We start from the raw sequence: 14,082 nt of genomic DNA, 5'->3' as shown, positions 1-14,082 counted from the left end.
CTAGCCCTCGATCAGGATCGCGCGAAAGTCGTTCACGTTGGTCAGCGTGGGGCCGGTCACCACGGAGTCGCCCAGCGCCTGGAAGAAACTGTGCGCATCGTTATTGTCCAGGCTGCTGCGCGGGTTGGTGCCCAACGCCCAGGCGCGGGCCAGGGTGCTGGGGGTAAGGACAGCACCGGCGATTTCTTCGGCTCCGTCCACGCCGTCGGTGTCGCCGGCCATTGCATAGACACCCGGCAGGCCGTTCAGCGCTACCGCCAGCGACAGCAAAAATTCGACATTGCGCCCGCCCCGGCCTGTGCCGCGCAGGGTCACGGTGGTTTCGCCGCCCGACAGCAATACGCAGGGCGTGGTGAACGGCTGGCCATGCACGGCCACCTGGCGGGCGATACCGGCCATGGCTTTGCCCAGATCGCGGGCTTCGCTCTCCAGGCTGTCGCCCAGGATGTACGGGGTGATGCCAGCCTCACGCGCCACCTGGGCCGCGGCTTCCAGGGCGATTTGCGGGGCGGTAATCATGCGGGTCTGGATACCGGCCAGGCGCGGGTCGCCGGGCTTGACGGTTTCACCCACACCACTTTCCAGCAGACTGCGCACCGCAGGCGGCACTGCAATGCGGTAGCGGTCCACGATGGCCAGCGCATCGGTGCAGGTGGTGGGGTCGGCCACGGTGGGGCCAGAGGCGATGTCGATGGGATCGTCGCCCGGCACATCGGATATCAGCAGCGTCAACACCTGCGCCGGGTGGCACACGGCGGCCAGCCGCCCGCCCTTGAGGCTGGACAAGTGGCGGCGCACGCAGTTCATCTCAGAAATACTGGCTCCGCTGTGCAGCAGCGCGGTGTTGACGGCCTGCTTGTCGGCCAGGGTCAGGCCTTCACCGGGGGCCACCAGCAGCGACGAGCCGCCGCCGGAAATCAGCGCAATCACCAGGTCGTCCGCCGTCAGGCCGGTGACCAGTTGGCGGATGCGCTGCGCCGCCTGCAGCCCAGCCGCATCCGGCACCGGGTGCGCAGCCTGCACAATTTCGATGCGCTGGCACGGCACGTCGTAGCCATAACGGGTAACGACCAGGCCCTCCAGCGGGCCACTCCAGTGGTCTTCCAGCGCCCGTGCCATCGCGGCCGAGGCCTTGCCCGCACCGATGACGATGGTGCGGCCCTTGGGCGGTGGCGGCAGGTGCGGTGGCAGGCACAGCGCGGGCTGGGCGGATGCCACGGCGGCGTCGAACATGCGGCGCAAGAGCGGGGTGCGGTCGGTGGAAGGCATGGCGGCGATCTTAAGTTCAGGCGACAGTGTGGCCAGCCATCAGCTCCAAACCTTTGACCAGGGCCGAGTGGTCCAGGTCGGCCATGCCATTGGCGGCGCAGACCTGCATCAATTGGGCAGCACCCGCCGTTTGTGGCAGGGCTACACCCAGCTCACGCGCACCTTGCAGGGCCAGGCCCAGGTCTTTCTGGTGCAGGCGGATACGGAAGCCAGGGTCAAAGGTGCGCTTGACCATGCGGTCGCCGTGCACTTCCAGAATGCGGCTGGAAGCAAACCCGCCCATCAGCGCCTGGCGCACCTTGGCCGGGTCGGCACCGGCTTTGCTGGCAAACAGCAGCGCCTCGCCCACGGCGGCGATGTTCAGCGCCACGATGATCTGGTTGGCCACCTTGGTGGTCTGGCCGTCGCCGTTGCCGCCCACCAGGGTGATGTTCTTGCCCATCAGCTCCAGCAACGGGCGCACGGTGGCAAAAGCCGCTTCCGAGCCGCCGCACATGATGGTCAGCGAGGCCGCCTTGGCACCCACTTCGCCACCGGACACGGGCGCGTCGATGTAGTCGGCACCCAATTCGTTGATTTTCAGCGCAAAGGCCTTGGTGGACATGGGCGAAATCGAGCTCATGTCGACGACTATCTTGCGGCTGTGGCCGTCTTCCATCACGCTAGCCACGGCCAGGCCGATGGCGATACCGTTCTCGCCAAACAGCACCGATTCCACGTCCGGGGTGTCGGGCACCATGGTGAAGGTGATGTCGGCGTTGCGCGCTACTTCGGCCGCATGGGCACAGGCAATAGCGGTGGATGCCGCAATGCCGGGGTGCACTTTGCGTGGTGCATAAAAGAACACTTGGTGGCCCGCGTTGACCAGATGCAATGCCATGGGTGCGCCCATGATGCCCAAACCGATAAATCCTAATTTCATAGCTACTCCTGGAGGTTATATAAGCGCTAGCGCCCGTTTTCGTTTAAAAAATTCTCAATATCCGCCAGTGCTGGCGGGTGCCTTGTTGGCACGCATCTTGGCAATGACTTGCTGAGCGCCTGCCGCCATCAGCCGCGCATCCGAGCTGACGGTGACGAACTGAAAGCCCTTGGCGATGCGGGCCAGCGCTCCATCGGTGGTGCCGTTGTGGATGCCCGCCACCACGCCGTGCGCCTTGGCGCGCGCCAGGATGTGGTCGATCGCCTCGGCGGCTTTGGGGTCTACATCGTCAAACACCGGGCGGCAGCCCAGGGCCAGCGACAGGTCTGAAGGGCCGATGTAGATCGCGTCCAGCCCCTCGACCGACAGGATGTCGTCCAGGTTGTCCAGCGCCTTGGCGGTTTCGATCATGGCGAAGGTGACGATGGTGTCGTTGGCGTGTTCGGCGTAATCAGCTCCACCGTACAGCGTGGCCCGCACCGGGCCAAAGCTGCGGGTGCCGCGCGGCGCGTAGTGGGTGTAAGCGATGAGCTTTTGCGCGTCTTCGCGGGTGTTGACCATGGGGCAGATCACGCCGTAAGCGCCCGCGTCCAGGGTTTTCATCAGAATGCCGGGCTCCAGCCAGGGCACGCGCACCACCGGCACCGTGTCGGTGGTAGAGATGGCCTGCAGCATGGGCACCATGGCCTGGTAGTCCACCATGCCGTGCTGCAGGTCGATGGTCAGCGAATCCCAGCCCTGGTGGGCCATGGTCTCGGCGGAAAAACTGTTCGGTATGGCCAGCCAGCCATTCACGGCAGCGCCCCCCGATTTCCACAGCGTGCGTAAGCGGTTTTCGCGCATGGGATGCTCCTTGGTGGGAATAAAAACTAAATGTGTTTGAGCTCGATGCGCTTGATGTCCTTGACGATCACCAGGTAGCTGAGCACGGTGACCAGGGCATTCAGCCCCACGAACAGCAGCGCCCCATTGAACGATCCGGTGGTGGCCAGGATGTAGCCGATCACGATGGGGGTGACGATACCGGCGATGTTGCCGAACATGTTGAAGATGCTGCCCGCCAGGCCAATCACTTCCTTGGGTGCGGTATCGGCCACCACGGCCCAACCCAAGGAGCCAACGCCCTTGCCAAAGAAAGCCAGCGCCATAAAGCCGATCACCAGCCATTCGCTGTCCACATAGTTGCAGATGATCATGCTGGTCGACAGCAGCATGCCGCAGACGATAGGCACCTTGCGTGCCACCGTCAGCGAATAGCCCGACTTGATCATGCGGTCCGAGATATAGCCGCCCTGCACCCCGCCGATGAAGCCGCACATCGCCGGCAGCGACACCATGAAACCCGCCTTCAAAATAGTCATGTGGCGCGACTGCACCAAGTACACCGGGAACCAGGTCAAAAAGAAATAGGTCAGCACGTTCACCGAAAACTGCCCCAGGTACACGCCCAGCAGCATGCGGTTGGTCAGCAGTTGCTTCAGGTAGAAGCCGGTCTGGCCCTTGGGCAAGGCCGCCACCTGCACGGTGCTGGCCTCGTTGCCCTGCTCCCCCATGTGGACCAAGCCGCCACCGGCTTCGATGTGCGCCAGCTCGGCCTTGTTGACCCAGGGGTGCTTCACCGGGCTGTGCACCAGCCGGAGCCAGAGCAAGGCCAGCGCAAAGCCCAGCACGCCCATCCACAGGTACACGTGGTGCCAACCCATCCAGTGGGTCAGGGCCGCCATCAAAGGCGTAAACACCATGGCCGCAAAATACTGCGCCGAATTGAAAATAGCCGAGGCCCGGCCCCGCTCCTGCGTAGGGAACCAGCTGGCCACCACCTTGGCATTAGCCGGAAACGCAGGCGACTCGGCCAGCCCCACCATAAAACGCAAGGCAAACAAGGTGGCGACGGCTGTGGCCGCACTGCTCCACACCCCAATGGTGCCCTGCAGCAGCGTAAAGGCCGACCACAAAAAGATGCTGGCCGCGTACACCCGCCGCGCACCAAACCGGTCCAGCAGCCAGCCGCCGGGAATCTGCGCCATCACATAGGCCCAGCTGAAGGCCGAAAAGATGTAGCCCATCTGGATGGCATCAAAGCCAAACTCTTCGCGCATGGCCGGGCCGGTGACCGACAGCGTGGCCCGGTCGGCGTAATTGACCGTGGTGACGATAAAAATCATCAGCAAGATCCAGTAGCGCATGCGGCTGGGGGTGGCTGCGCTGGCGGCGGTCGCCATGGGCGGATTCAAGGCAGACATGGGCAATTCCTAGGGTGGAGCGGAAATCAGAAGAAACGGCCAAAGACAAGCTGGGTTGCAGAATGCATTGCACTCCACAAGTCATACGTTGTCTGACAACTTGAGCTACTATCGCCGATTCCGTCCAGCCTGACACTAGGGTTTACACCAGTTAAAACGCAAAAATGGCGCTTGACGCGCCATTTTTAAAAGCCTATGTCATACGATGACTACAGGCTGAAGTGGGCCCTGCAAGGCCACGCCGGTGGACTATCCGCCCGCTCAGCGGTCCAGTGCCGGGCGCTTGGGGTCAAACTTCCAGCCCGGCACCAGGCTCTGCATAGCCATGGCATCGTCGCGCGCGCCCAGGCCATGCTGCAAGTAGAGCTGGTGGGCTTTTTCCACCTCGACCATATCCAACTCCACGCCCAGACCCGGCTTTTTGGGCACCTGCACCAGGCCGCCCTCGATTTGCAGCGGCTCCTGCGTCAGGCGCTGGCCGTCCTGCCAGATCCAGTGCGTATCGATGGCGGTCACGCGACCCGGTGCCGCCGCCGCTACGTGGGTAAACATGGCTAGCGACACGTCAAAATGGTTGTTGGAATGCGAGCCCCAGGTCAGGCCCCAGTCGCGGCAGGTCTGCGCCACCCGCACCGAACCCGCCATGGTCCAGAAATGCGGGTCGGCCAGTGGAATATCTACCGACTGCAGCGACAGCGCGTGGTTGAGCTGGCGCCAATCGGTGGCGATCATGTTGGTGGCCGTGGGCAGGCCGGTAGCGCGGCGGAACTCGGCCATCACCTCGCGCCCCGAGAAGCCATCTTCGGCCCCGCACGGGTCTTCGGCATAGGCCACCACGCCGCGCATGTCGCGCATCAGGCGCACCGCGTCTTTCAACAACCAGCCACCGTTCGGGTCCAGGGTGACGCGGGCCGCGGGGAAGCGGGCGTGTAGCGCGTGCATGGCCTGTATCTCTTCCTCGCCGCGCAGCACGCCGCCCTTGAGCTTGAAGTCGTTGAAACCATAGCGTTCGTGCGCCGCTTCGGCCAGTCGCACTATCGCCTCAGGGGTCATCGCAACTTCGTGGCGCAGGCGAAACCAATCGTTATCGGCACCGGGGTCAGCCACGTACGGCAGCTCGGTTTGAGTACGATCGCCCACGTAGAACAAATAACCCAGCATTTCTACCGCATCGCGCTGCTGGCCCTCGCCCAGCAAGGCAGCGACTGGCACGTCCAGGTGCTGGCCCAGCAAATCCAGCAGCGCCGATTCGATGGCCGTGACCGCGTGGATGGTGGTGCGCAAATCGAAGGTTTGCAACCCGCGCCCGCCAGTATCGCGGTCGGCAAACTGCTTCTGCACCTGCTGCAGCACGCGCTGGTGCGAGCCGATGGGCTGGCCGACCACCAGCGCGCTGGCATCTTCCAGCGTCTGGCGGATCTTCTCGCCACCTGGCACCTCGCCCACACCGGTGCGGCCTGCGTTGTCGGTCAGGATCAGCAGGTTGCGGGTAAAAAACGGGCTATGGGCGCCGCTCAGGTTCAGCAGCATGCTGTCGCGCCCCGCAACAGGAATCACCCGCAAAGCTGTAATGACGGGGGTGGAATGGGTGGGCATGGATGTCTCCGTAAATTGAAAAAATGGCGTTTTATCCAAAACAGCGCAATGTTAACGATAACATTTCAACTAAACAAGCCCATCCACCCATAAACCTGACAAAAACAACACGAAATGCGCGCACCGCCCCAGAGGCACGTGGATCACCCAGCCGTCGCTAGGGGCGTATATCCTCGCTTACAATATGCCTTGACGGACCTTCCCGCATGGTGAAGCGGCCAACCGGGTCAGGTGGGGAACCAAGCAGCCCTAACTGTGGAGCCAGTGCCGGGGTAAGGTTCGTCAACCCCCATTTCTTCCGGGTCCCTATTCTGGGCACCCTACTCTCCCCCCCCCAAAAAAATCACTCTCCCACCATGGCCATCGCCAGGGGGGAATTGGCGTTGTCCATCACCCGCTCAGCGCTTTTGCTGGCGATGGAGGGGAGCCACAACTCGATCACACCGGGCGTGGCTTTCAGTGCGTCGGGCAGATTACGGATCCACACCTGGTCGGGCGCACCGGGCAGCACCCACGGCGCACCCAGGTACTGTGACAAAGCCTTGGCGCAGGCCTGGCTGCCGGTGGGCGTGGCCGGGGCATTGGGGTTAGCGCGGTCGTGCAACACAAAGGTGGGTTTGGGCCAGGGCTCGGGGCGGCGCTGTTGACGCAGATCGGCGCTGCGCACCACGTTTTCCACCGGGGCCACTTGCACGGCGGCACTGACCTGCAGGTTCAAGGTGTCGCGCAGCACGTTGGCCACCGCAAACGATGCCGGGTCGTAGACCTGGATGTATAGCGTGGTTTTGCCGGTACAGGCCTGGGCGACCGCCTGGGCCTTGGTGTCCGGCACGGTGGGATCCACCGGTACCACGACCGGCGGGGGCTGTACAACAGGCGGCGGTGGATAGACCGTGCCCACGTTGGGCGGTGCCACCGACAGCTGGAACAGGGCCATCACACCCAGGGCATCCCACTTTGCCACCAGGCTGTCGTGCAGCTTCTGGCTGGCACGCGCCTGGTCGGCGGGGCTGGCACCGTTGACCCAGTAGCCCATGGCACTGCTGAGGATGGGGGGTTTTTTGACCAAACTGCACAGGTCCTGCACTCTTTGCTGGATGGCGTTGCTGCACACAAAATAGTTCTCCAGCTTGGCGCACTGCCCGGTAATCTGCTCCACCAGCCGCTCCACACCCGAGGCGTCGACGCGGCGCATGGCCGGACTGTCGCGACGGCCCAGCAAGTCTTCGGTTTGGGTCAACATGTGCTGGGGCAGCTTGGGGCAGGCATCTTCCAGGGTGTCCAATTTTTCGGACACTTTGGCGTACAGCTGGCTGGTGTCGGCTTGCAAATCGCTGCTTTTGCGCTGCAACTGCTCTTGCACCTGCCACAGGGACACGATCAGCGTGCCGGAGGCCCCCAGGCCCAGCGTGGTGCCGATGGCGGTGGCCCGTACGCCGCGCCGCCACAGGGGCTCGGACGGTTTGGAGTCGCCGGTTTTGATCCCGCCCAGCCGGGCTGCCACCTGCATGCCGTGGTGGGCCGGGCTGCGCCAGCCGGGCAGCAGGGCCAGCCATTCGTCGGTCAAGGCACGGCCAAAGTCTTCGCCCAGGCGGTGGTAGCTCTCCCACTGGGCCTCGTCAAATGACTGGTCGGCGGTGGATTCGTGCGGAAAACCGGGGTGCTTTTGCTTGTAGGCCAGCAGGTCCACGTCCAGCGCGTCGTGCATGTTGGGCTTGACTACCAGTAGCGTACCTTCGGGCCGAACCTCGGCCCCGCCCGGACCGGGGCGGGGGCGGTAGCGGATGCGCGCCAGCAGCACGCCGCGGCAGGAGTGGTTGTCTTGCATGTCTTCGGGTGACAGCACGGTGACCTCGCGGCGCTCCTGGGTGAACAGGCGGGTCAGCACCCGTGCGGCCTCGGCATGGCTGTAGAAGTCGATTTCGGCCCCAAAGTCGATGCGGGCCTTGCGCACCAGGTTTTCCAGGTCGCCAAACTCGTAGTCGGGGTCGCAACTGGCATCGGACAGGATGATGAAGTCCAGCTCGCGCTTGAGCAAGGCGTACACCCCGGTGTTCTCGAAATGCCCGCCGTCCGACAAATACCACCAGGGCCGCTCCACCCCGTAAAAGGTGGCCAGCGCCTCGTTGACCAGCATCATCGGCTTGGGACACCAGCGCCAGCCAAACCAGCTGCCCCACTTCAGGTCCGGGCTTTTGGTGGGGGCGCGCATCCAGTGGCCCAGGCGCACGCCCAGCAGGTACAGCAGCAGCGCCAGACCGCGCGAGGTGTAGGCCCCCGCCCCCGGCGATGCCGCGGCACCCGACACCGCTACCCAGCGGCCCAGGGTGCCCACATCCTGGCCCTTCTTTTGGGCCACAAAAGCCCCGGGCCCCACCTCGAAGCCGCGCCAGCTGGCGGTAACGGCCGCGCCCTTGCGGTCGGCGTTGTACAGGCCGCTGCGGTAGTCGCGGGTCTGGTTCAGGCAGGTGTTAACGAGGTGGATGGGGCCACCTTTTTGCTCGGGTGCGTAGGTGTGCATGTGCATGTCGTCGCCCTCCACCACCTGGGTCACGTCGGAGCGGGGTTTGCTGGGGTCGTCCATGTGGCGGTTTTTGTTGCCCGCGGCCAGGTAGGCGCGCACCAGCCGCGCGCGGTAAAAGCTGTGCAATGAGGACGAATTGGCCATTTGCGCATTGGCGGCCGTCAGCACCATCCAGGTGGCCCAGGCCGCCAGCAGCAGCCCGACCCGCAGCACCGCAGGCACATCCACAAACACCCCAAACGGGTTCAGCGCAAACACAAACCACTGCACCAGCACCAGCCAGCCCAGCCCCAGCACCACGCAGGCCAGCAAACTGGCCAGGTTGACCAGTCGGGGTACCCAGTCCTGCTTTTGTTTGCTGGTCTCGGCGGCCATTTGCTGTAGTGGCTGCACCAGGTTGCGCAGCACCAGCAACACAAAGCCGCCCACCCCCAGACCGCCCCACAGCCACGACGGGTTACCGTCGCGCTTGGCATCCAGCGCCTCCAGCCAGGCCTCTAGCAGCCACCAGCTCAGCAAATCCAGCGCGCCCAGCGCCAGCAAACCCAGGGCCAGCAGCAAAGCCCCGCGCAGGGCACTGGTGAGCCCATGGCGGATCTGGGCCACCAGCAGGGAATGCGATGCGTTGCGCGATTGCCAAAGCCACAGCACCACGCCAGCCTGGCCCAGAGTGAGCGAGCCCATGAACAGCGCGCAGGCATTCAGCCAGCCCGGCCCTTGCGCTACCGATATCCCCAGGCCCGCCGCCCCCACGCTACCCCACAGCAGCGCGGTGCACAGTCCGGCCACCAGCACAAACACCGCGTCGCGCAACCCCAGATGGTGCGTCACCAGCGCCTTGTCGCCGCCCGCATCGCGCGCCGCCCAGTAGCCCGCGATCAGGCCCGGCACCGTGGCCAGCGCCACCACCAGCGACAGCACCCACCACGGCGTATGCCAGGCCACCCAGCCGTTGAGCCACTGCAGGCGGTGCTGCAGCAGGTGAGGGGCCAACACCAGCAAGCCCAGCGCAAAGCAGGTGAACATCAGCTCGGTGTGGATGGCCAGCCAGGCCCGCAGATAGGTGGCCACGGCCGTACCGGTATCGCGCGAGCCAGAGGGATTCAGGTAGCGGCCATTACGGCGCAGCCAGGCCAGCACGGGCGAGGCCCCGTCGGCCATCAGTTTTTGTGCCGCCTGGATACCATACGTGGCCACCAGCCGCCCCCACATGGCCCCGATGTAGCCGCCGCCCGACACCGTGGACAAATAATCCAGCCGCCCCAACAGGCCATCGCGGGCAAGGCCGCGCGACACACTGCCGCTGCCGCAGCGGTTTTGCGCCAGACCGCGCATCAGCCCCAGAGCAAACGTGGCGCTGCGGATGCCGCCGCCCGACAAGGCCAGGCCCACACGGGGCAGATCCAGGTCGCTGGCATCACCCGGGCCCGCCTCAGTGGCGGCTGGTGGCTGGGCCAGCACGTGCTGCCTGCGCGCCAGCACCGCGGCCCGCTCGGACGCGCAAAGCGCTTGCAAGCTATCGGGATGCGGGTCTGGTGGCATGGGTTTCTCCGGCGGGCGGCTAGTGGCCCATTCTGAACCTGCGCCCCCCAAACTGCATCCCTACTATGCAGTACAAGCCTATATAGTCAAGCGCTACATAAAAAATAGCTACTTGCGTAGGTGCAATCTGCGCTAGAAGCCTAAAAACCTTATAAATCCACGTATCCTCCATCCCATGCTGAAAATCTTATCAACCCGCTGGCACGGCCTGGCGGGCAATACCCGGGGCGTGCTGCTGGTGGTGCTGGCCATGCTGTGCTGGTCGGTGCTGGACGCCTGCAACAAGCGCCTGATGGCCGAGGGCATCTCGCCCCGGCAGGTGCTGTTTTTGCAGTCCACCGTGGTCCTGCTGATGGTGGCCCCGCTGGTGGCCTGGACGCGGGGCCGCGTCATCCGCACCCGCAACCCGCGCATGCACCTGCTGCGCGCGGGCTTTATCGTGACCTCCGCCGGATGCGCGGCCTGGGCCGTGTCGCACCTGCCCCTGGCCGAGGCCAGCGCCTACCTGATGACTGGCGCGCTATTTATGCTGCCGCTGGGCGTGTGGCTGCTGGGCGAGCGCCCGCACTGGCTGCGCTGGCTAGGCGTGGCGGTGGGCTTTGCCGGTGTGCTGGCCATATTGCAGCCCGGTGCCGGGGCCTTCCAGCCCGCCGCGCTGGTGGCCTTGTTTGGCGCGCTGATGGAAGCCATGCTGGGTGTGGTGCTGAAAAAATATTCGGGCCACGAGCACCCCATCGCCATCCTCACCTGGAGCCAGACCGCCTGCTGGATCAGCTTTGGCGTGCTCAGCGGCTTCGCCCTGCCCAGCGTGCCGCCTGCGCTGTGGGTGCTGCTGCCCATCGTGGGCCTGGCAGCGTCGGGCATTTACCTGTCGTACTTTTTTGCCTACCGCTCGGGCGACGCGTCGGCAGTGGAAGCGGGCAGCTTTTCACTGCTGTTGTTCAGCCCCACGCTGGGCTACGTGTTTTTTGCCGAAACCCCGGCCGCCGCCTTCTGGACCGGCGCGGGCTTGCTGGTGTGTGGGATTGCGCTGGTGATTGTGGAGCCCAGCGGGCGATCGAGCTAGCTTTTTTATAGCTTCTAACGCTTGTGGAATAAGCACTGGAGGCCAAAAATACCATGAATCAGATTCACGGAAATACCAGCCACTGATTGATCTTTTGGCGCGACCAATCCTGCACGTCTTTCCCGTAGTGCTGCTGTGGCATGGAGGGCGGTTTGAGGTGCTGCGCCTCCTCCAACGCGGCCACGCCTCGCTGGGCTTGCTGCATGGCCTCCCGCACAGAGAGGTTCAACAGGCCGGGCTGGCGTAACAGTTCCTTGATGAAGTAAGTGTTGTCACTTTGGCTCTGGCAGCCAAACGACACCCGGTCCTTGGCCGCAGCGGTGAAGATCATGCGCGTGGGCTGCTGCAAAGCATCCAATAAAGAACCGGAAAAGCAAGCCGACACCAGCAGCAAGGTGGGCTGCTTTTGCAGCGGCTGCAACCACTGCGCCAAATCGCTTGCGCCCACCACGCCCAAAGGCTTATGGCCCGCATGCACCGCCAGCAAACCGGGCGCGCCGTGTGACGACAGCAGCAGCATTAGCTTGTCTTGCGGACGGGCCAACGCCCCCAGCGTTTGCAGCACCTGCTGGATATTCTCCCGGGTGGCATACGGCCAATCGGCATCCTGCAACGGCGCCGGATTAGCCAATTTGAAAACAACCGCATGCGGGTCTATGGCCAGCGCGACCTGTTCGGCCAACTGCACGTCATTGCGAAAGGCGGTAGACCGGTCGTCCATGGCCACGCCCACAAACAGCAGCCGGGGCGTTGCAAACTCTGCCAACGTGGCTTGCGCCTGAACGACCTGCTGCGCCAGCAAGGCATCACTTTTGGCCTTGTTTTCAGAAGAATAAGGGGAGGTAGCGCAAGCTGCTAGAGCGAAGGCAGCTATCAAAACTATAACAATCCGCATGGTTTTCAACATACGCATCCCATCCTGCCTATAAAAGTTCCAGCCATTGAAGTCCCCAAAGCCACCACCCGCCCCATGGCCGCAATAGTCTGCGGGCGGTGGGCGATGACGATCCGGGTCATGTCCAACTGCTGGATGGCCTGGTTCACCAGGCTCTCGGTGTCGGTATCCAGGTGGCTGGTGGCCTCGTCCAGCAACAAAATTTGGGGTTGCTTGTACAGTGCCCGCGCCAGCACCACCCGCTGGCGTTGCCCGCCCGACAGGGCGCTGCCCATATCGCCCACCAAGGTGTTGTAGCCCATGGGCATGCGGACAATTGCGCTGTGTACCGCCGCCATCTGGGCCACTTCCTCGATCCGGGCATAGTCTATGTGCGGGTCAAACAGGGCAATGTTTTCAGCTACCGATCCGGCGAACAAACGGTCATCCTGCATCACCACGCCCACCATGTCGCGCCACGCCTGCAAGCCTAGCTGCTTGATCGGCAGGCCACCCACCAGCACATCGCCCTCTTCCGGCTTCAGCTGGCCCAGCATGATTTTCAGCAAGGTGGTTTTACCGCAACCAGAAGGCCCGGTAATCGCCACCGACTCGCCCGCCTCGATGCACAGGCTGAGATCTTTGAGCACCCAAGGCTCGTCTGCCGCGTAGCGAAAGCGCACGTTGCGCAACTCGATGGAGGCGGGCAAACCGGTTTGGACTGCATCCTGGGATCGATAGGCATCGGCATCCAGGCGCGGCTCGGGCCGGGTCAAAACAATGTCGGCCAGCCGCGCGGTTTGCAGGCCCAGCATCCTGAACGACAAAGCCTGGTCTACCAGTGCCGAAGCCCGCCCCACAAACTGCCCCTTGTAGCCCAAAAAGGCCACCAGCATGCCCACAGACAAGTGCGCATCCAGCACCAGCTTGGCCCCCAGATACAGCACTGCAGCGTTCTCCGCAGTCACCAAAAAACCATTCAGCGCATTGAAAGCCAGAGACTGGCGCTGCACCAGCAGCCCGGCATTGGTGCTTTCCACCGCCAGGTTCATGAAGCGGCGCAACCGGTCGTCCTCGCGGTTAAACAGCTTCAATGCCTGTACCCCCCGAATGCTTTCCATAAAGTAGCTTTGCTGTTGCGCCACACGCACAATTTGCTCACCGTTGGCCTGGCGCACCACACCATAGCGCAGCACCCGCACCACGGCATACACCACCACAGCCGCCGCCGCCACAGCAGACAACAACGGGCTGTAAACCAGCATCACCCCCAGCGTCACCACCGCCATGATGCCGTCGATCACCGCGCCCACCATGCCGCTGGTCAACGTCTGTTGCAGGGTGTTGATGCTGCCAAAGCGCGACACCACATCACCCAGATGGCGCTTTTCAAACCAGGCCATCGGCAGACGCAGCAAATGGGCAAAGGTGTTGCTGACCCATTGCAAGTTCAAGGTGGTAGTCCTGTGCATCAGCACCCAGCCGCGCACCCAGCCCGCCGCCACCTGAAAACCACCCACCAACACCAGCCCCACGACCAGTACGGCCAGCAGATCTGCGTCACCCGACACCAGCACATCGTCAATCACCCATTGCGAAAAGAACGGCAGCACCAGACCAAACACCTCAAGTGCCGCCGCCAGCGCAAACACCTGTAGCAGCGAGCGCCGCAAGCCCCGCACCTTGCCCAGCAACGTACCCAGACGCAATTGCTGGCGTTCTTTTTTAGGCTGGAACTCCGCGCCAGGTGACAACTCCAGCGCCACGCCGGTAAACGAACGGCTGGCCTCCTCGCGCCCCAGGCTGCGCTGCCCGCGGGCCGGGTCCAGAATGTCGATGCGCTCGCGCCCTACCCGTCGCAACACGACAAAATGCTTCAAATCCCAATGCAGGATGCAGGGCAGACTTAAGGCAACGCTGAATAAGTCCCGACCTGGCGCGTGACTTGCATTGGTATTGTCATCCCTCACAAGGCGACAAAGATGAAGCAACACACCCTGGCCCTGGCCGCCGACCAAGAAGCGGGATTCGCCCAGCACCGCAAAC

At 63.7% G+C, this 14,082-nt stretch carries 9 protein-coding genes and 1 other RNA gene; 2 read left to right on the top strand and 8 right to left on the bottom strand.

Features of this window, described 5'->3' with window-relative positions; genetic code table 11:
- The 5 genes from Q0T48_RS18905 to gudD all read right to left on the bottom strand — a co-directional run bounded on the left by Q0T48_RS18905 (position 1) and on the right by gudD (position 6,030).
- The gene (locus Q0T48_RS18905) at positions 1 to 1,269 is read right to left on the bottom strand and encodes a glycerate kinase (protein ID WP_295959596.1); all 1,269 of its coding nucleotides are present in this window, start codon (positions 1,267 to 1,269) and stop codon (positions 1 to 3) included.
- A 16-nt stretch (positions 1,270 to 1,285) separates the two neighbouring features.
- Positions 1,286 to 2,191, bottom strand: coding sequence for a 2-hydroxy-3-oxopropionate reductase (locus tag Q0T48_RS18900; protein WP_295959594.1), 906 nt, complete (start codon positions 2,189 to 2,191; stop codon positions 1,286 to 1,288).
- A gap of 54 nt (positions 2,192 to 2,245) precedes the next feature.
- Positions 2,246 to 3,034: an aldolase/citrate lyase family protein gene (locus Q0T48_RS18895; protein ID WP_295959591.1), complete on the bottom strand. Its 789-nt coding sequence runs from the start codon at positions 3,032 to 3,034 to the stop codon at positions 2,246 to 2,248.
- Positions 3,035 to 3,060: 26 nt separating this feature from the next.
- A complete protein-coding gene (locus tag Q0T48_RS18890) occupies positions 3,061 to 4,434 on the bottom strand; it encodes an MFS transporter (protein ID WP_295959588.1) in 1,374 nt (457 codons plus the stop codon).
- Between the two features lie 261 nt (positions 4,435 to 4,695).
- Complete coding sequence (gene gudD, locus Q0T48_RS18885) at positions 4,696 to 6,030, bottom strand: glucarate dehydratase (RefSeq protein ID WP_295959586.1); 1,335 nt, start codon at positions 6,028 to 6,030, stop codon at positions 4,696 to 4,698.
- A 191-nt stretch (positions 6,031 to 6,221) separates the two neighbouring features.
- Here gudD and ffs point away from each other — a divergent pair.
- Positions 6,222 to 6,317: signal recognition particle sRNA small type (gene ffs / locus Q0T48_RS18880), an RNA gene on the top strand.
- A gap of 56 nt (positions 6,318 to 6,373) precedes the next feature.
- Here ffs and Q0T48_RS18875 read toward each other — a convergent pair.
- Positions 6,374 to 10,096 (bottom strand): hypothetical protein, encoded by a 3,723-nt coding sequence (locus tag Q0T48_RS18875; protein WP_295959583.1) that lies wholly within the window; start codon positions 10,094 to 10,096, stop codon positions 6,374 to 6,376.
- Between the two features lie 175 nt (positions 10,097 to 10,271).
- Between Q0T48_RS18875 and Q0T48_RS18870 the strand changes: the two genes are divergently transcribed.
- On the top strand, positions 10,272 to 11,162 hold the full coding sequence (locus Q0T48_RS18870; RefSeq protein ID WP_295959580.1) for a DMT family transporter: 891 nt from the start codon (positions 10,272 to 10,274) through the stop codon (positions 11,160 to 11,162).
- A 64-nt stretch (positions 11,163 to 11,226) separates the two neighbouring features.
- Here Q0T48_RS18870 and Q0T48_RS18865 read toward each other — a convergent pair whose 3' ends face one another.
- The gene (locus Q0T48_RS18865) at positions 11,227 to 12,069 is read right to left on the bottom strand and encodes a C13 family peptidase (RefSeq protein ID WP_295959577.1); all 843 of its coding nucleotides are present in this window, start codon (positions 12,067 to 12,069) and stop codon (positions 11,227 to 11,229) included.
- A complete protein-coding gene (locus tag Q0T48_RS18860) occupies positions 12,063 to 14,006 on the bottom strand; it encodes a peptidase domain-containing ABC transporter (RefSeq protein ID WP_295959679.1) in 1,944 nt (647 codons plus the stop codon). The genes Q0T48_RS18865 and Q0T48_RS18860 overlap by 7 nt, the downstream gene beginning before the upstream one ends.
- Between the last annotated feature and the right edge of the window lie 76 nt (positions 14,007 to 14,082).

Source organism: Rhodoferax sp., from assembly GCF_025354435.1.
Lineage (GTDB): Bacteria > Pseudomonadota > Gammaproteobacteria > Burkholderiales > Burkholderiaceae_C > Rhodoferax_B.
Note: the sequence above shows the minus strand (reverse complement) of the source record. Positions and strands in the feature narration are given on the sequence as shown.

Excerpts from the sequence above, each read along its gene's own strand:
- Q0T48_RS18905 (WP_295959596.1), bottom strand. The coding sequence starts at position 1,269 with ATGCCTTCCACCGACCGCACCCCGCTCTTGCGCCGCATGTTCGACGCC.
- Q0T48_RS18900 (WP_295959594.1), bottom strand. The coding sequence starts at position 2,191 with ATGAAATTAGGATTTATCGGTTTGGGCATCATGGGCGCACCCATGGCA.
- Q0T48_RS18895 (WP_295959591.1), bottom strand. The coding sequence starts at position 3,034 with ATGCGCGAAAACCGCTTACGCACGCTGTGGAAATCGGGGGGCGCTGCC.
- Q0T48_RS18890 (WP_295959588.1), bottom strand. The coding sequence starts at position 4,434 with ATGTCTGCCTTGAATCCGCCCATGGCGACCGCCGCCAGCGCAGCCACC.
- gudD (WP_295959586.1), bottom strand. The coding sequence starts at position 6,030 with ATGCCCACCCATTCCACCCCCGTCATTACAGCTTTGCGGGTGATTCCT.
- Q0T48_RS18875 (WP_295959583.1), bottom strand. The coding sequence starts at position 10,096 with ATGCCACCAGACCCGCATCCCGATAGCTTGCAAGCGCTTTGCGCGTCC.
- Q0T48_RS18870 (WP_295959580.1), top strand. The coding sequence starts at position 10,272 with ATGCTGAAAATCTTATCAACCCGCTGGCACGGCCTGGCGGGCAATACC.
- Q0T48_RS18865 (WP_295959577.1), bottom strand. The coding sequence starts at position 12,069 with ATGTTGAAAACCATGCGGATTGTTATAGTTTTGATAGCTGCCTTCGCT.